Annotated in this window: 16 protein-coding genes and 1 pseudogene; 6 read left to right on the forward strand and 11 right to left on the reverse strand. The window is 50.2% G+C overall.

Annotation, left to right across the window (positions count from 1 at the left end):
- Nucleotides 1-2 precede the first annotated feature (2 nt).
- The 4 genes from BZG75_RS00075 to pspA all read right to left on the reverse strand — a co-directional run bounded on the left by BZG75_RS00075 (nucleotide 3) and on the right by pspA (nucleotide 2,797).
- Nucleotides 3-1,394: a YcjX family protein gene (locus BZG75_RS00075; protein ID WP_077575835.1), complete on the reverse strand. Its 1,392-nt coding sequence runs from the start codon at nucleotides 1,392-1,394 to the stop codon at nucleotides 3-5.
- A 90-nt stretch (nucleotides 1,395-1,484) separates the two neighbouring features.
- Nucleotides 1,485-1,880: an envelope stress response membrane protein PspC gene (gene pspC, locus BZG75_RS00080; RefSeq protein WP_021022378.1), complete on the reverse strand. Its 396-nt coding sequence runs from the start codon at nucleotides 1,878-1,880 to the stop codon at nucleotides 1,485-1,487.
- The gene (gene pspB, locus BZG75_RS00085) at nucleotides 1,877-2,107 is read right to left on the reverse strand and encodes an envelope stress response membrane protein PspB (protein ID WP_021022379.1); all 231 of its coding nucleotides are present in this window, start codon (nucleotides 2,105-2,107) and stop codon (nucleotides 1,877-1,879) included. Before pspB ends, pspC begins: the two co-directional genes overlap by 4 nt.
- A gap of 21 nt (nucleotides 2,108-2,128) precedes the next feature.
- Nucleotides 2,129-2,797 carry a phage shock protein PspA gene (gene pspA, locus BZG75_RS00090; protein ID WP_021022380.1) on the reverse strand — a complete coding sequence of 223 codons (669 nt, stop codon included), beginning with the start codon at nucleotides 2,795-2,797 and terminating at the stop codon, nucleotides 2,129-2,131.
- 161 nt (nucleotides 2,798-2,958) lie between these two features.
- On the opposite strand from pspA, the gene pspF reads away from it, so the two are divergent.
- The 6 genes and pseudogenes from pspF to BZG75_RS00120 form a co-directional block, all read left to right on the forward strand.
- Nucleotides 2,959-3,954: a phage shock protein operon transcriptional activator gene (gene pspF, locus BZG75_RS00095; protein ID WP_021022381.1), complete on the forward strand. Its 996-nt coding sequence runs from the start codon at nucleotides 2,959-2,961 to the stop codon at nucleotides 3,952-3,954.
- A gap of 141 nt (nucleotides 3,955-4,095) precedes the next feature.
- Nucleotides 4,096-5,715: an ABC transporter substrate-binding protein SapA gene (sapA, locus tag BZG75_RS00100; RefSeq protein ID WP_077575836.1), complete on the forward strand. Its 1,620-nt coding sequence runs from the start codon at nucleotides 4,096-4,098 to the stop codon at nucleotides 5,713-5,715.
- A gap of 3 nt (nucleotides 5,716-5,718) precedes the next feature.
- Nucleotides 5,719-6,681 (forward strand): ABC transporter permease, encoded by a 963-nt coding sequence (locus BZG75_RS00105; RefSeq protein WP_021022383.1) that lies wholly within the window; start codon nucleotides 5,719-5,721, stop codon nucleotides 6,679-6,681.
- On the forward strand, nucleotides 6,668-7,555 hold the full coding sequence (gene sapC, locus BZG75_RS00110) for a putrescine export ABC transporter permease SapC (RefSeq protein ID WP_021022384.1): 888 nt from the start codon (nucleotides 6,668-6,670) through the stop codon (nucleotides 7,553-7,555). Before BZG75_RS00105 ends, sapC begins: the two co-directional genes overlap by 14 nt.
- Complete coding sequence (locus BZG75_RS00115; protein WP_021022385.1) at nucleotides 7,555-8,562, forward strand: peptide ABC transporter ATP-binding protein; 1,008 nt, start codon at nucleotides 7,555-7,557, stop codon at nucleotides 8,560-8,562. Before sapC ends, BZG75_RS00115 begins: the two co-directional genes overlap by 1 nt.
- Before the next feature lie 97 nt (nucleotides 8,563-8,659).
- Nucleotides 8,660-9,361 (forward strand): annotated as a pseudogene (locus BZG75_RS00120) (peptide ABC transporter ATP-binding protein); the annotation flags it as partial.
- Nucleotides 9,362-9,520: 159 nt separating this feature from the next.
- Here BZG75_RS00120 and pyrF read toward each other — a convergent pair.
- The 7 genes from pyrF to aroA form a co-directional block, all read right to left on the reverse strand.
- The gene (pyrF, locus tag BZG75_RS00125) at nucleotides 9,521-10,219 is read right to left on the reverse strand and encodes an orotidine-5'-phosphate decarboxylase (RefSeq protein ID WP_077575837.1); all 699 of its coding nucleotides are present in this window, start codon (nucleotides 10,217-10,219) and stop codon (nucleotides 9,521-9,523) included.
- A gap of 87 nt (nucleotides 10,220-10,306) precedes the next feature.
- Nucleotides 10,307-11,476, reverse strand: coding sequence for a lipopolysaccharide assembly protein LapB (gene lapB, locus BZG75_RS00130; protein ID WP_021022388.1), 1,170 nt, complete (start codon nucleotides 11,474-11,476; stop codon nucleotides 10,307-10,309).
- Nucleotides 11,477-11,479: 3 nt separating this feature from the next.
- A complete protein-coding gene (locus BZG75_RS00135) occupies nucleotides 11,480-11,767 on the reverse strand; it encodes a LapA family protein (protein ID WP_021022389.1) in 288 nt (95 codons plus the stop codon).
- A 299-nt stretch (nucleotides 11,768-12,066) separates the two neighbouring features.
- Nucleotides 12,067-12,351 carry an integration host factor subunit beta gene (gene ihfB, locus BZG75_RS00140; protein WP_021022390.1) on the reverse strand — a complete coding sequence of 95 codons (285 nt, stop codon included), beginning with the start codon at nucleotides 12,349-12,351 and terminating at the stop codon, nucleotides 12,067-12,069.
- A 72-nt stretch (nucleotides 12,352-12,423) separates the two neighbouring features.
- Nucleotides 12,424-14,094, reverse strand: a complete 1,671-nt coding sequence (gene rpsA, locus BZG75_RS00145) for a 30S ribosomal protein S1 (protein ID WP_077575838.1) — start codon at nucleotides 14,092-14,094, stop codon at nucleotides 12,424-12,426.
- A gap of 103 nt (nucleotides 14,095-14,197) precedes the next feature.
- Nucleotides 14,198-14,881, reverse strand: coding sequence for a (d)CMP kinase (cmk, locus tag BZG75_RS00150; RefSeq protein WP_077460208.1), 684 nt, complete (start codon nucleotides 14,879-14,881; stop codon nucleotides 14,198-14,200).
- A 222-nt stretch (nucleotides 14,882-15,103) separates the two neighbouring features.
- Complete coding sequence (gene aroA, locus BZG75_RS00155) at nucleotides 15,104-16,387, reverse strand: 3-phosphoshikimate 1-carboxyvinyltransferase (protein WP_077575839.1); 1,284 nt, start codon at nucleotides 16,385-16,387, stop codon at nucleotides 15,104-15,106.
- Nucleotides 16,388-16,396: the final 9 nt, after the last annotated feature.

Below are 16,396 nucleotides of genomic sequence, written 5' to 3' on the forward strand. Positions count from 1 at the left end.
ATTTATCGAAATTTGTCGCCAAGCAAATAATCCAAGGCTTTATCCATGCGGATATGTGGCAAAGGGGCATCGAGCGGCGCGGGTTGCGGACGAAACGACGGGAAGTCAAACCCTTGATCCTGCCAGAAGGCATCTTCCGGTAACTGAGCCGGTACTTCTCCCGGATATAACGTCACTGGGCTGTTATCGGCCAAATGGCCTTTTAACGCGCTTTGGCTGCTGCCTTTTACCGAGACATAGCCCGGTGTGGTTGCTTCAATCGCGGCGACACTTTGGCAGCGCATATCAATGCCTTCAAACGCCGCCTGTTGCCATGCTTGATGAACAATTTGTTGCAACAGGCTCACCAAGTTTGGATGTTGCTCGGGGGTCACATGATCGGCTTTGGTAGCGGCAAACAACACTTTATCGATACGGGGCGAAAACAGCCGTTTGAGTAACCCTGACTTGCCGTATTTAAAGCTTTGCATGAGCTGCTCAACGGCGAGGCGCATATCGTGAAACGCAGCGGGCCCAGCGTTCAACGGTTGTAAAGTGTCGACCAAGATGACTTGGCGATCAATTTTGGCAAAGTGTTCGCGGTAGAAATGGGCAACCACATGTTCACAGTAATAGTCGTAGCGCGCTTTGAGTACCCCATAGTTGGAGTCTTTCCCTGCTTTGGCCAAATCCTGTTCATTGTCCGAGCCAACCCAAGGAAAGAACTGCACCACAGGTGCACCAGCCAGTTCCCCGGGGAGCACAAACCGGCCAGGTTGCACCCAATGCAGCCCGCCATGTGCTTTACACTGGTGTAAAAAGGCCGTGTAGTCGGCAGCAATCTCAGCCAGCTTTTTTTCATCTGCAGGTGCAAACGGGTCGAGTGCCGCGGCTTTGGTTGTCCACGTGCCAGCAAGCTCGCCACGACGCCCGGTCAATAATCCCGACTGTTTAGCTGACCATTGCGAGTAGGTTTGACTCAACAAGGGTAAATCGAGCAGCCACTCTCCGGGATAGTCAATAATATCAACGTACAAGGTCGCCATGTCGTTAATCGCTCTCAGTGCGGCAGACTGGGGCCGATACCGCACGGCTAGGCGTACTTCACTGACATCACGCGTGGGTGACGGCCACGCCGGCGGAGTACTATGTAGCGCCTGCATGGCAGAGTCGTAATCAAACGCGGGCAAGTGCATATGTGGATGTGGCTCTCGACGCGCCCCTAATCCACGTCCCTGCTGCACCAGTTGCATTAACGGCAAATGAGGCTCGGTCCCCAAATGCGTCAGCTGGTTAATGAGTGAGGTAATAAAGGCCGTTTTTCCCGCACGCGAGAGGCCAGTAACCGCAAGACGAACATGACGGTCAGCGCCTCGGCTAGCCCACTGCTTTACGCGCCTTTTCACTGATGGCATAAGTTTTTATGGCTCCTTGATCAGCCAAGCTGCCTACGACAGGCAGCCGCTGTGCATAGTTAAATGCGTGTTCTGATAAGTTGAGGCGGATTATAGCTTTTTAAACGCTTGATCAACGTTAAACGCTGATGATGTCACATAGGCTTCCATCTGAGTGATCTTGTCTTCCATTTGCGTGAACTCGCCGTTGAGATCACGGATCAGTTGGCTGGCTGACTTGCCCGACTGCCATGGCTTTTGTTTCACCTGATGCGCTGGCGCCGCTTGAGCCGGCTCAACCGTTTCGTGTTCTTGCGCCGGTTTTTTATCTAAGATCAGCACGGCGGCGATGTAGGCCACCACCACAAAAAAACCGAAGCCGAGCAAAAACGCGGAGACCGTCAGGATCCGCACTAACCAGGTTTCCATCCCAAAGTGGTTGGCAAGGCCGGCGCACACACCGGCAATGCGGCCGTTGTCTGGATCTCGATATAAGGTTCCCCTCATGCGCGTTGCCTCCATTGTGGCGCTTCAGCATCAAGCAAGCGCTCTAAGTTATCCACACGGGCTTGCAGTTTTTCAGCGCGCTGAGCCAGCTGCTGTAACGTTTCGTAATCTTGCCCACTTAAGCCCTGCTCAACTTGGCGTTTACTGCGGTAATGCAGCAACAGCCATAGCGGGGCGACGAACAGTAAAAATATCGCCAGTGGAAAGCCAAGAAATAGTGATGACATGTCCGCTCCTCGTCGTATTGGTTATGATTGATTATCTTTCATTTTGGCTTTTAAAGACGCCAACTCTTTCTCAATTTCGTCTTGGGCTTGAAGATCCGCGAACTCGTCGTCTAGTCCTTTGCCTTTGCCAACTTGATAACTGTCGGCTTCCGCTTCAAGTTCGTCAATACGGCGCTCGTATTGTTCAAATTTCGCCATTGCTTCGTCCGCACGACCACTGCCGAGGTGACGACGTACATCACGACGATTGCCCGCAGTCTCACGGCGAATGCTCAGCGATTGCTGACGTGCCCGCGTTTCGCTCAGCTTGGTCTCAAGCGCTGCAATTTCACCACTCAGTTTTTCAACGCTTTCCGCAATTAAACTCAGCTCTTCATCGAGTGCGACTTTCACATCATGCGCTTTCTGTTTTTCGATCAAGGCAGCGCGCGCGAGATCTTCTCGATCTTTTTGCAGCGCTAGCGAGGCTTTTTCCTGCCAGTCTTGAATTTGGCGTTCGATGTTTTCAATCTTACGCGCGACTTCTTTTTTATCTGCCAGCGCTTTCGCTGATGATGTCCGCACCTCTACCAAGGTGTCTTCCATTTCTTGAATGATCAAACGGATCATTTTTTGTGGATCTTCCGCCTTATCGAGCAAGGCGTTGACGTTGGCATTGACGATATCTGCAAAACGAGAAAAGATTCCCATTACTGACTCCTTCTATTTGTTCAAGTTTGTTTAAACCTGCTCACACTTATTCAAACGGTATGCCAACTTTTTATGCACTATTTTTCAATCGGTTAAAAGCAGTTGCGTCGGCCTTCTAAACCGTTCATGATGAATAAAACCACTATTTGGTAAAAATCGCCATGCGAGAACAAGATAACTTACTGGGGGAGTCCGACCGTTTTTTAGCCGTGTTAGACCATGTTAGTCGGCTGGCCCCGCTCAACCGTCCGGTTCTGATTATGGGTGAGCGCGGCACCGGGAAGGAGTTAATCGCGCAGCGTCTTCATTACCTCTCAACCCGTTGGTCACAACCGCTTGTGAGCTTGAACTGTGCGGCGCTAAGCGAGGGGCTGATCGATTCTGAGCTCTTTGGCCATGAGGCCGGTGCTTTTACCAGTGCCAAAGGCCGACATGCGGGCCGATTTGAGCGCGCTGAGGGCGGAACTCTATTCTTGGACGAGATTGCTACCGCGCCTCAGGGCGTTCAGGAAAAGTTACTCCGTGTGATTGAGTATGGCGAATATGAACGTGTTGGCGGCACCACGCCTTTGCGCGCAGATGTTCGGCTGGTGTGCGCCACCAATGAAGATCTACCCGCGCTTGCACAAGACAACCAATTTCGTCCTGATCTGCTGGACCGGCTCGCCTTCGACGTTATCCATCTTCCCCCGCTTCGCGAGCGCCAGCAGGATATCTTGATCATGGCCGAGCACTTTGCCATGAAAATGGCGGTTGAGCTCGGTTATCCATTATTTGCGGGCTTTTCGCAACCGGCCCAAGCACAATTGCTAACACACTCCTGGCCAGGTAATGTGCGAGAGCTGAAAAATGCAGTTGAGCGGGCGCTTTCGCGCCATAATGATGCCACCACACCCATCGATACGATTTGTCTTGACCCATTTTCACCGCCTTGGCAGCCTCAGCAATCCACACATGCTCCTTCAGCGGTCAAAGGTTCACTGCCAGCCTTTCCTCTTGATCTGCGTGAGTGGCAAACCACACAAGAACGCGATTTGGTCACAGCGGCGTTGTCGCAAGCCAACTATCATCAGAGGAAGGCCGCGCAGTTACTCGGCCTAAGCTACCATCAATTTAGGGGGCTGTTGCGCAAGCATAACGTGGGACAAGATAACTAATCTTGTGGTTGCTCAACCTTTATCGGCACAGGGACAACTCACGGACACAGAAACGCAAGATAACCCTTACTTTACTTGGTGGTAAGACCGTTTCGGTGGTAGATTACGGGATTCATTTTGATAGCTGATTTTACTTGGTTTATGCGCGTTTTTTTCCAGTTTTTGATCCTGGGCGTGAGCGGTCTGCTTCTCGCAGGTTGTGATGCGGCTAACGATCAACGTGCGGCCGACAACCGTGGTTTTGTGTTTTGTGGCCCAGGCCAACCGAACACATTTAACCCTCAGTTGACCGATGGCGGCCTGACCGCAGACACCTTATCGAGCCAGCTGTACGATCGCCTGCTTCAGCTGAACCCTGACACCTACCAACCCGAGCCCATGCTCGCGAAAAGTTGGGAGGTCAGTGATGACGGTAAAACCTATACCTTTGTGCTCCGTCGTGGTGTGGCTTTTCATCGCAGTGTGACCTTTACGCCGTCTCGTTACCTCAATGCTGAGGACGTTGTTTTCTCTTTTCGGCGCTTGATTAACCCCCGTCACCCTTTTCATCGCATTTCTGGCGGCCAATATCCATGGTTCGATAGCATGGATTTTTCAAGTTTAGTCTCGAGTGTCAAAGCGACCGATACCTATCGTGTGCAATTTACCCTCTCGCGACCCGATGTGTCGTTTCTTTCTACACTGGCCACCAAATTTTCGGTGATTCTTTCAAAAGAATATGCCAACCAATTATTAGCCGCCGGTACACCAGAAAAGATCGACGCCTACCCGGTTGGCACCGGCCCGTTTGCTATGGCTGAATATCAGCCTCGTGAATTAATTCGTCTGCGCCGCCACTGGCAATATTGGCAAGGTCCCGCCCCGATGGAGCAGGTGGTCTTTGATATTTCAACCCGAGGAACGGGCACCTTGGCAAAAATGCTGACGGGTGAATGTGATGTGCTCGCCTCTCCCGTTGCCAGTCAGTTACCCGTCGTGGTGAATGATCCGCGCTTTCGTTTATCATCTCAAACGGGGATGAACGTGGCGTTTATTGCGCTCAACACCCGCCATCCAGCGCTTTCGCAGGTGGAGGTTCGTCAGGCGATCAATCTGGCGATTAATCGCGGCGCCTTACTAAGCTCGGTGTATTATGGCACAGGCACACCTGCCACCAGCTTGTTGCCACCGATGTCCTGGGCGTATGACCCTAATCAGCAAAGCCAACATGATCCCAAGCTCGCAGCGGCCCTGCTCGCCAAAGCCGGGTATCGCCATGGGTTCAGTGTTGATTTAACGGTGCCATTAAAGCCCACGGCGTTTAATCCAAGTCCGCGTAAAACCGCCGAACTGATCCAGGCCGATCTGGGAGAAATTGGCATAGACGTAAATATCATTCCAGAAAAAACCGTTAACCGCGCATCGATTCGGGAAGGCGATGACAGTCACGGTATGGTGCTTACCGGTTGGGTGGCCGATAATGGGGATCCTGATGCTTTTTTACGCCCATTACTGACTTGCAATGCCAAGTTCACGGGGTGGAATATCGCCAATTGGTGTAACCGCTTTTTCGATCAAACCTTAAATGAGGCAATTGCGACAGACAATATGGCCATGCGCAAAACCTTATACCAGGACGCACAAACCATTCTTGACCGTCGGATGCCGGTGGTGCCACTTGCCCATGGTATTCAACACCAAGTCCGTGATGCACATTTAACCGGGCTCACGATGACACCCTTTGGGGCAGACAGTTTTGCTGATGTGTCACGGGAGCGCTAAACCATGCTGATTTATACCTTACGACGCTTCAACTTATTTTTGATCACCTTGGTGATCCTCACCTTGGTCGCTTATAACATCATTTTATTGTCGCCTGATTCAGGATGGCACCAATATGACTATTGGTTAGGGTGGGTTTATTATCTACGCCAACTCATTGATGGAAACCTAGGGCTTGCGGCTAACGGGGAGCCAGTGGTCAATATTCTTGCCCATGTCGCACCGGCGACTTTAGAGCTCTGTATTTCAGCGCTGGTCATTAGCGTGATGGTCGGCGTACCGCTCGGCACGCTCGCAGGGCTGCGTAGCCAAGGCCCCACTGATAAAGTGATTTCATCCCTCGCTGTCGTGGTATTTTCGATTCCGACATTCTGGTTAGCCATCTTACTGATTATGGTGTTCTCACTCGACTTACAATGGTTCCCCGTATCAGGCCGCTACAACCTTTTGTATGAGATTCCGCATATTTCTGGGTTTGCGTTAGTCGATTTATGGCTCTCGGATTTACCGCTCCAGGGAAAAGTCGCGACCGATATTATGCGTCATCTTGCTCTCCCGACACTGACGCTTGCCGTGGTTCCGACAACTGAAATTATTAAGATGGTCAGAAACTCAATGGCCTATGTGATGAGTCAGAATTACATTAAAGCCGCGGCCACTAAAGGGCTATCGAAAACCGAGATTGTGCTTCGGCATGGAATGAAAAACGCGATTCCGCCTATTATTCCCAATTTTGGATTATTGGTTTCCACCATGGTGACCTTTGTGATTATTGTCGAGTCTGTATTTAACTGGCCAGGCATTGGGCGTTGGTTACTCGATGCGCTCCTTGTCAAAGACTATACCTCTGTACAGGCGGGCGTGCTCGCGATTGGTGGATTTGTCTTATTGATTAATATTGTCTCCGATGTGCTAGGGGCGTTTATGAATCCGCTGGTAAGGAAGAAATGGTATGCCCTCAAATAGTGTCTACGTTGAACAGCATATTCCCACTCAGTTTGAGCGGACTTGGACTGCCTTTCGCCGCAATAAGTTAGCTGTGATTGGGTTTTGGTGTCTAGCCGGGCTTCTCTTAGTGACCCTCTTTGCACCCTTGCTCGCCCCTTGGAGCCCGCAACATCAAACGGGTCAGCTTTTGATGCCACCCTCTTGGGTGCAGTCTGGGCAGATTGAGTTTTTTCTCGGCACCGATGATTTGAGCCGCGACATGCTATCGCGCTTAATTGCCGGCTCTCGCTTAACCTTTGGATTGGCGCTGATAACGGCATTAACCGCGTCGTTGGTCGGCATCGCTATTGGTGTGCTGGCAGGCATGACCAAGGGGCTAAAGTCCAGTGTGTTAAACCACATTCTTGACAGCATTCTTTCCATCCCTTCGCTGCTATTGGCGATCATTGTGGTCGCCTTTCTCGGTGTCGGTGAAACCCAGATATTGCTCGCGATTTGGTTGTCACTGATCCCTCGAATTATTCGTGCGGTGTATACCGCGGTCCACGATGAAATAGAGAAAGATTACATCATCGCCGCACGCTTGGATGGCGCGAATAATATCTATCTTTTACACCATTCTATTTTGCCGAATATTGTCACCGTATTGAGTACTGAAGTAACCCGTGCAATCTCGGTCGCGATCTTGGATGTTGCCGCGCTGGGTTTTCTAGGATTAGGGGCTCAACCCCCAGCCCCCGAATGGGGCGCTATGCTCGGTGATTCCATTGAGCTTATTTTTACCGCCCCCTGGACAGTGACCCTGCCCGGCATAGCCATTGCGTTTAGCGTGTTGGTTGTTAACCTTGTCGGTGAGGGCGTCAGCCAAGCCATCAACGCAGGAACTGAATAATGCCGTTATTAGATATTCGACACCTAACCATCGAAATTGAAACGCCTCAAGGGATGGTGAAAGCGGTTGATAGAATGAGCCTGACCATTAATGACGGTGAAATTCGTGGCCTGGTAGGAGAATCGGGCTCAGGCAAAAGCTTGGTCGCTAAGGCCATTTGCGGTGTGACCAAAGATCAATGGCATGTCAGCGCCGACCGTTTGAGGCTGGGCAATATTGATTTACTGGAGCTACCAGCCAGAGAGCGTCGCCACGTGGTGGGTAAAGATATTGCGATGATCTTTCAAGAGCCATCGACCTGTCTGGACCCCTCTGAAGTGGTGGGCCATCAGCTTGAAGAAGCGATTCCTCCCGCGTCGTTTTCTGGCAGTTGGTGGCAGCGTTTAAACTGGCGTAAACAGCATTCCATCGCCCTACTCCATAAGGTTGGGATAAAAGATCATCGGCGGGTGATGGACAGCTATCCTTACGAGCTCACCGATGGCGAATGTCAAAAGGTGATGATTGCAATGGCGATCGCTAACCGCCCTCGATTATTAATTGCCGATGAACCAACCAATGATTTGGATCCCATCACGCAAGCACAAATTTTCCGACTGCTCAGCCGCACCAATCAGCTGTCGAACACGACCATTTTGTTGATTAGTCATGATCTGACTTTGGTTACGCGTTGGGCGGATAGAATTACCGTGATGTATTGTGGCCAGTCTGTGGAGTCGGGAAACCGAGAGCAAATACTCACCACGCCCCATCATCCATATACAGACGCATTATTACGGACCATGCCGGATTTTAGCCGCGAGATCCCGCATAAAAGCAAACTAGAAACTCTGCCTGGCTCAATACCGCCATTACAACATTTACCTATTGGTTGCCGACTTGGCCCGCGCTGCCCTTATGCGCAGCGTAAATGCGTAGAAGTACCGCGAACCGAGAAAGTGAAAAACCATAAATTTGCCTGTCATTTCCCGCTCAACATGGAGAACAAGCATGGCCGCTCTTCTTGAAATTGATGGGCTATCGAAAGACTATCATCACCGGTCTGGTTGGCTAAAAAAGCGCGTCACCCATGCGGTGAAGCCGGTGTCCTTTTCATTGGATGTCGGCGAGACAATTGCATTTGTCGGGGAAAATGGCTCAGGTAAGTCAACCTTAGCACGAATGATTGCTGGCGTGATTGAACCGACCGCGGGACAAATCCGCGTTAATGGCGATCCGCTCCGCTATAAAGATTATCAAACACGCTGCAAGCTCATACGGATGATCTTTCAAGATCCGAATACCTCGCTGAACCCACGCAACCAAATTGGACAAATATTGGAAGGGCCTTTGCGTCGAAATACCAATATGACACCCCAAGAGCGTGGGAAACGGATTAAAGACACCTTATTACGGGTCGGGCTAATCCCGGAGCACGCTTATTTTTATCCGCAAATGCTTGCTACCGGTCAAAAGCAACGTGTTTCGCTTGCAAGGGCGTTAATTTTGCAACCCAGTGTGATTGTTGCCGATGAGGCATTAAATGGCTTGGATATGTCAATGCGATCGCAGATCATCAACCTGCTGCTCGAGCTACAAGAAGAAATGGGATTATCTTATGTCTATGTGTCGCAACACATGGGCGTGATTAAACATGTGACGGATAAGTTGATGGTGATGCAAAAAGGCGAAGTGGTTGAATCGGGCGATACCGCCTCACTGTTTGCTAACCCACAGCATAGCCTCACCCAAAGGCTTATCGATAGCCACTTTACCGCTCCGGTATTAGACAGGCGCTCTCGCAAATCCTCAGGTGCGCGACCGTAATACAAACATGAGCGGCCGGCTCTGCCCGCCGCTCATGCTTTCCTTGCTTGATGCTTCTCTGTTAATGCTTTCTCTTTGAATGCTTTCTCTGTTGGTGCTTTATCTGTTAGTGCGTTATCTGTTAGTGCCTTCTCTGGTAAGACTTAGATAGCTGGCACATCAAGTGCGTAGGGATTGATTAATCGTATGTAACACAGCGGCTGGATCGGCAGCTTGGGTGACAGGTCGACCAATGACAAGGTAATTCGAACCTGCATTTACCGCTTCTTCTGGCGTCATAATTCGGCGCTGATCGCCTGCGGCACTGCCAGCCGGACGGATCCCTGGAGTCACCAACTTAAAGGTGTCACCACACTGCGCTTTAAGCAAACTGGCTTCTTGTGCTGAACACACCACACCATCCAAACCCGACTGTTGCGTCAGCTTGGCAAGATGCTGCACCTGCGCTTGTGGTGAGCGTTGTACCCCAATTTGGCGTAAATCCGCATCCGTCATGCTGGTCAACACGGTGACACCGATAAGCAATGGACGGTTGCCTCCATATGGTTCAAGCGCCTCGCGTGCTGCACTCATCATGCGCTCGCCTCCTGATGCATGCACATTGACCATCCACACGCCTAGCTCTGCCGCAGCCGCTACAGCACGGGCACAGGTATTGGGGATATCATGAAACTTGAGGTCGAGAAAGACGTCGTGTCCGCCTGCATGAAGCTGTTTGACAAGCGCTGGGCCAAACAAGGTAAACATTTCCTTGCCCACTTTTAAACGGCATGAACCTGGCTCGATTTTATCCGCAAAGGATAACGCTTGGTTCATATCTGCATAATCAAGTGCCACGATGACTTTTGGGTCGTGCATGTTGTTTCCTCGTTCCTCGTTGAATGCTTATAAACGGCATAATGCCGCACTAACCGATAAAAAAACGGCGATGCCTAAGCATCGCCATTACTCCCCATCAAGCCCTCGAATTGGCTTGATAGCGCCCCAGCTTTTGCAAGATGGGCATTGCCAATAAAGCGCATGCGTGGAAAAACCACATTTACGACATCGGTAATGAGGCTTCACTTTCATTTGTTCAGCGACCAAGCCTTTTAAGGTGTTCAAGCTTGCTTTTGCTCGCCCTTCCTCGGCTTGCTCAACATGGTATTCCATTAACTTATAAAAGCCGCGCATGGTCGGATTACGCGTAAGTTGGCGCGTAAGAAAACTCTGCGCCATGGCGATATTCTCGTTGCTGCCAATCACTTCAGAGAGCATTAGCTCGGCGCTGACGCCTGCATTCTTTTCAATACATTCTTTTAAAAAACGCACCAACTGCATCTCTCGTCCCAAGGCGCGATAGCTTTCTGCAAGCAAAGGTAGCGCTTCACTGACAAAATCAGCATCCTGCTCTAAGATGTTCTCGAGCTGTTTGAGCGCCCCTTTGTAATCTTCATGCTGAATGTCGAGTCTTGCCAATTTTAAGCTCGCTCGGACACAGCTTTTATCGTAAGACAAAGCACGACGTAACAATTGCCGTGCCTTGTGCTCATCACCCTCAGCGAGTTGCTGCATCGCAAGCTCACAGTGGAAATGTGCGATATCTTTACGCAGCTTATGTTTGCCCATTTTGACCAGCTTCGCTGCGGTATCGATTGCTTGCTCCCATTCTCGCGTTTGTTGCGAAATGGCAAGTAATTGCTGCAGGGCAAATTCGCGATAATCTGGCTCATCAACCAGCTCTGCAAAGATTTTCTCGGCGCGATCAAAAAAGCCGGCAACCATATAATCTTTAGCCAGCTGCTGCATCGCGAGGTTGCGCTGATCTAAGGTGAGATTGGGCCGAGCGATTAGGTTTTGATGAATTCGGATTGCCCGGTCGACTTCACCCCGAGAGCGAAAAAGGTTGCCCAACGCCAGGTGAGTATCAATGGTTTCGTTATCGACCTGCAAAAGCTCGATAAATAAGTCGACCGCTTTATCTGATTGCTCAGACAGCAGCAAATTGAGCCCCGCCACATATTGGCGAGACAAATGATGGGACTGTTCTTGCCGTCGATGACGAGCATTCCTGTTACCCATGTACCAGCCGTAACCGGCGGCAATCGGGAGTAACAGAAACAACAGCTCTAGCATGAATTATTGTTCCTTAAGCGGGTCCGTACGCAACTTATCAAGTTCTTTGCGTTGCTTTTCCACCTGTTTACGTAGTCCTCGAGCCGTCATTCGGGCTTTGAGATATAGTGCGCCGCAAACGAGCCAGCCAATGCCAAACCCGATGACAAAGACAATACCCAAGATGACGGATAAACGAAACTCACCCTGAGCGATTAAATAGTTAAAATTGACCACAGCTTGGTTTTGCGCTCCTAGCGCCAAGGCGATCAAAAAGCATAATACCAGAAACAGAATGCCGAGTATTTTCACAAGTATTCCCTCATTGCGAAAGGCCGAATGCCCGATCAGTTATGGTAGATAGACAAAGTGCGAGGCACCTGCCATTGTGAACATTGACGCTTGATTTCAATACTAAACGTCGTCGTTACCCTTCCCCTAGCTTACGCTTTATTCGGACTAAGATTAATCCCAATAACAACGTGTCGTCGTAGGTATAAGATCTTACACAGGAGGTATGATTATGCAGGAAATTCGTCACGCAAGCTATGATCAGCGGACATAAAAAAACGGCATACTTACAGCATGCCGTTTTTTTCAGCGTCTATCGATTAACCATAAATGTTAACGCGATCACGAAGTTCCTTACCAGGTTTAAAGTGAGGGACGTACTTGCCGTCTAACTCGACCTTTTCGCCTGTTTTAGGATTACGCCCCACACGAGGCGCGCGATAATGTAGTGAGAAACTACCAAAACCACGGATTTCGATACGATCACCGCTTTCTAGTGTGCTTGCCATATGCTCAAGGATTTCCTTAATGGCATCCTCTACCTGCTTCGCAGATAGATGGGTTTGTTGACTACAGAGTCTTTCAATCAACTCAGATTTGGTCATAAACACCCCGCTTTAGTATGTTTCTCAACAGTATAAGTGCAGAGGGGGAAAATTTCCCCCTCAACGTATACATTATTCGCTTTTCGCTGCTTTAAACGCGTCAGCCATAGCGTTGCCGATAGAACCTTCTTCGGTTTTGTTCAGGCTCGCTACTGCTTCTTGCTCGTCAGCTTCGTCTTTCAGACGTACAGACAGGTTAAGAACGCGGTTCTTACGGTCAACACCGGTGAACTTCGCTTCAACACTGTCGCCAACTGAAAGCACTTGCGTCGCGTCTTCAACACGGTCACGCGATGCTTCAGAAGCACGCAGATAACCTTCAACACCTTCTGCCAGCTCAACCGTTGCGCCTTTCGCGTCAACAGCCGTTACCGTACCGTTAACGATAGCACCTTTTTTGTTGGCTGCTAGGTAGTTGTTGAATGGGTCTTCTTCCATCTGCTTGATGCCGAGTGAGATGCGCTCACGCTCTGCGTCAACCTGAAGAACCACTGCTGAGATCTCGTCGCCTTTCTTGTATTCGCGAACGGCTTCTTCGCCTGTTGCGTTCCAAGAAATGTCAGACAAGTGAACCAGACCGTCGATGCCGCCGTCTAGACCGATGAAGATACCGAAGTCAGTGATTGACTTGATCTTACCAGTAACGCGGTCGCCTTTGTTCTGAGTTTCAGCGAATTGCTGCCATGGGTTGGCTTTACACTGTTTCAGACCTAGGCTGATACGACGACGCTCTTCGTCGATGTCCAGAACCATAACTTCAACTTCGTCACCCACGTTAACCACTTTAGATGGGTGGATGTTTTTGTTGGTCCAGTCCATTTCAGACACGTGTACCAGACCTTCAACGCCTTCTTCGATTTCAACGAAGCAGCCGTAGTCAGTTAGGTTAGTTACACGACCAGTCAGCTTGTGACCTTCTGGGTAACGGTTAGCAATGGCTACCCATGGATCTTCACCCAGTTGTTTCAGACCAAGTGATACACGAGTACGCTCACGATCAAACTTCAGAACTTTAACGTTGATTTCGTCACCAACATTAACGATTTCTGATGGGTGCTTAACGCGCTTCCACGCCATATCAGTGATGTGAAGCAGGCCATCAACGCCGCCCAGATCAACGAACGCACCGTAGTCAGTCAGGTTCTTAACGATACCTTTAACTTCCATGCCTTCTTGCAGAGAAGCTAGCAGCTCGTCACGCTCAACGCTGTTTTCTGACTCGATAACCGCACGACGAGAAACAACAACGTTGTTGCGCTTCTGGTCAAGCTTGATTACTTTGAACTCGAGCTCTTTGCCTTCCAGGTGAGAAGTGTCACGTACTGGACGAACGTCAACCAGTGAACCCGGTAGGAACGCACGGATGCCGTTCAGTTCTACGGTGAAACCACCTTTCACTTTACCGTTAATAACACCGTTAACGGTTTCAGCTTCTTCGTACGCTTTTTCTAGCTGGATCCAAGCTTCGTGACGCTTAGCTTTCTCACGAGAAAGCTGAGTTTCACCGAAACCATCTTCCACTGCGTCCAGGGCTACATCGACTTCACCGCCTACTTCAATTTCAAGTTCGCCAGCAGCGTTCTTGAATTGGTCAGCCGGAATGGACGATTCAGATTTCAGGCCTGCGTCAACCAGAACGAAACCGTTCTCGATAGCAACAACAGTACCCTTAACAATAGRACCTGGGCGAGTTTCGATTTCTTTTAGAGACTCTTCAAAGAGTTGAGCAAAAGATTCAGTCATTATATTTAAAATCTTCAATTTGATAAACGTCCACGGGTATCCTACCGCATGGGGTTGTAAAATATGTCAGCTATCATCCTTGCAGCTAACGGTTATAGACTGCTTATGCAGCCGATAATTTGCTTTCAATAAACGCTAACGCCTGCTCGATCACCTCGTCAATCGATAACGAGGTAGAATCTAGCTCTAAGGCGTCAGACGCAGGGCGCAATGGTGCCACCGCACGGTTGCGATCGCGATCATCACGCTCTTGAATTTCACTTAAAAGTTGCTCAAAGGTAACATTAACCCCTTTACCTTGCAACTGGTGCTGACGGCGACGCGCGCGTTCTTCTGCACTGGCATCCAAAAAGATTTTAGCCGCCGCCTTCGGGAACACGACCGTTCCCATATCACGTCCGTCAGCAATCAACCCCGGCTCACCAACAAAGGCGCGCTGGCGGCGTAATAATGCTTCACGAACCCGGGGTAACGCAGCCACTTTTGAGGCTTGGTTGCCTACCTGCTCGGTCCGCAAGGTCCCGGACACATCTTCGCCTTCCAGGATCACTTTCACCAAGTCTCCTTCGGCCAAAAACTGCACGTCTAAGTTGGCGGCCAGTGGCACCAGTGCTTCTTCAGATTCGGTATCAACGTCATGATGAATCGCTGCGAGAGCCAGTACCCGATAGATAGCTCCTGAGTCGAGCAGGTGCCAACCGAGCTTTTCAGCCAGTCGCATACATAGGGTTCCTTTTCCTGCACCGCTTGGTCCATCTACTGTAATGACAGGCGCCTGTATCGGCATAAATCTCTCCACGTTGGTCTCGATCGCTCAACGCACCCGTTTTGTCACATCATGCTTGTTAGTCACATGATGCTTGTTAGTCGCATCAGGCTTTTGCTTGCATCACGCTTTAACGAAAACGGGCGGTTGTATAATTCGGTGCACATTATAGAAGAAATGGACAAGGAAATCATTGCTGCTGACTCAATATCAGCAGCAATAAAAAACCCTTACGCTTTATCATCAGTCAGCGCTGATCGCCGCTAGCTTGTCGAAGTAATCAGGAAAGGTTTTTGAGGTGCAACCCGGGTCATTGATGGTAACGGGCGTATCACTGAGTGCCACCAGCGAAAAACACATCGCCATGCGATGATCGTCATACGTGTCGATTGCCGCATGCTTAAGTTGCTTAGGTGGCTCAACATACAGATAATCGTCACCTTCTTCGACCACAGCGCCGAGTTTTTTCAACTCCGTTGCCATGGCATGAAGTCGATCGGTTTCTTTGACTCGCCAATTATATACGTTACGAATGCGCGTCGGTCCGTTTGCGAATAACGCAGCGACACCAATGGTCATCGCGGCATCGGGAATATGGTTAAAATCCATATCCACGCCTTGTAGCGTATTGCGGCGCGCTAACACGTAATCGTCGCCCCACTCTATGTCCGCGCCCATTGCGGCTAGCGCATCGGCAAACTGGATATCACCTTGTACACTTTTCCGTCCAATGCCTGTGACCTTAACTTCACCGCCTTTGATTGCCGCGGCCGCAAGAAAATAAGAGGCAGACGATGCATCGCCTTCAACCATAAAATGCCCAGGCGAGCAATAGTGCTGACCAGCCGGCACGACAAAACGCTGATAGTTGTCGTTTTGCACCTCGACACCAAATTGCGCCATGATAGCAAGGGTAATATCAATGTAAGGCTTAGAGACCAAATCGCCTTTGATAGTAATACGCGTTTCTTGGCGCGCAAACGGAGCAGCCATCAGCAGCGCAGTCAGAAATTGGCTGGAGATACTGCCATCGATGTTGACATCCCCGCCAGCTAACCCTGTGCCTTTGATGCGCAATGGCGGGTAACCTTCGGCCTCGAGATAACGGACATCGGCGCCGATCGCATTGAGCGCGTCGACCAAGTGACCAATCGGGCGTTCTTTCATTCTTGGTTCGCCAGTCAAGGTCACCTCGCCTTTACCCAGGCACAGTGCCGCAGTTAAAGGCCGCATCGCTGTGCCGGCATTGCCCAAAAATAGCTCAAGCGGGGTGTCGACCTGAAAAGCTTGTCCCAGCCCTTCTACCACACATTCGGTGCGATCCGAAGACAGTTGATACGACACACCTAACGCGGTAAATGCATTAAGCATATGCCGAATATCATCACTATCGAGTAGGTTGGTCAATCGTGTGGTGCCTGACGCTAACGCGGCAAGCAGCAAGGCGCGATTAGACACGCTTTTCGAGCCAGGTAGGTTAATTTGACCATTAACATGAGAGATGGGGGAAAGTGTCAGTTGCTCCATTCTGGTTTA

Origin of the sequence: Salinivibrio sp. AR640 (assembly GCF_001995405.1) — a bacterium.
Lineage (GTDB): Bacteria > Pseudomonadota > Gammaproteobacteria > Enterobacterales > Vibrionaceae > Salinivibrio > Salinivibrio costicola.

Coding starts and splice junctions, on each gene's coding strand:
- BZG75_RS00115 (WP_021022385.1), top strand. CDS start 7,555: ATGCCGTTATTAGATATTCGACACCTAACCATCGAAATTGAAACGCCT.
- aroA (WP_077575839.1), bottom strand. CDS start 16,387: ATGGAGCAACTGACACTTTCCCCCATCTCTCATGTTAATGGTCAAATT.
- cmk (WP_077460208.1), bottom strand. CDS start 14,881: ATGCCGATACAGGCGCCTGTCATTACAGTAGATGGACCAAGCGGTGCA.
- pyrF (WP_077575837.1), bottom strand. CDS start 10,219: ATGCACGACCCAAAAGTCATCGTGGCACTTGATTATGCAGATATGAAC.
- pspF (WP_021022381.1), top strand. CDS start 2,959: ATGCGAGAACAAGATAACTTACTGGGGGAGTCCGACCGTTTTTTAGCC.
- ihfB (WP_021022390.1), bottom strand. CDS start 12,351: ATGACCAAATCTGAGTTGATTGAAAGACTCTGTAGTCAACAAACCCAT.
- sapA (WP_077575836.1), top strand. CDS start 4,096: ATGCGCGTTTTTTTCCAGTTTTTGATCCTGGGCGTGAGCGGTCTGCTT.
- sapC (WP_021022384.1), top strand. CDS start 6,668: ATGCCCTCAAATAGTGTCTACGTTGAACAGCATATTCCCACTCAGTTT.
- BZG75_RS00075 (WP_077575835.1), bottom strand. CDS start 1,394: ATGCCATCAGTGAAAAGGCGCGTAAAGCAGTGGGCTAGCCGAGGCGCT.
- pspB (WP_021022379.1), bottom strand. CDS start 2,107: ATGTCATCACTATTTCTTGGCTTTCCACTGGCGATATTTTTACTGTTC.
- BZG75_RS00105 (WP_021022383.1), top strand. CDS start 5,719: ATGCTGATTTATACCTTACGACGCTTCAACTTATTTTTGATCACCTTG.
- pspA (WP_021022380.1), bottom strand. CDS start 2,797: ATGGGAATCTTTTCTCGTTTTGCAGATATCGTCAATGCCAACGTCAAC.
- lapB (WP_021022388.1), bottom strand. CDS start 11,476: ATGCTAGAGCTGTTGTTTCTGTTACTCCCGATTGCCGCCGGTTACGGC.
- pspC (WP_021022378.1), bottom strand. CDS start 1,880: ATGAGGGGAACCTTATATCGAGATCCAGACAACGGCCGCATTGCCGGT.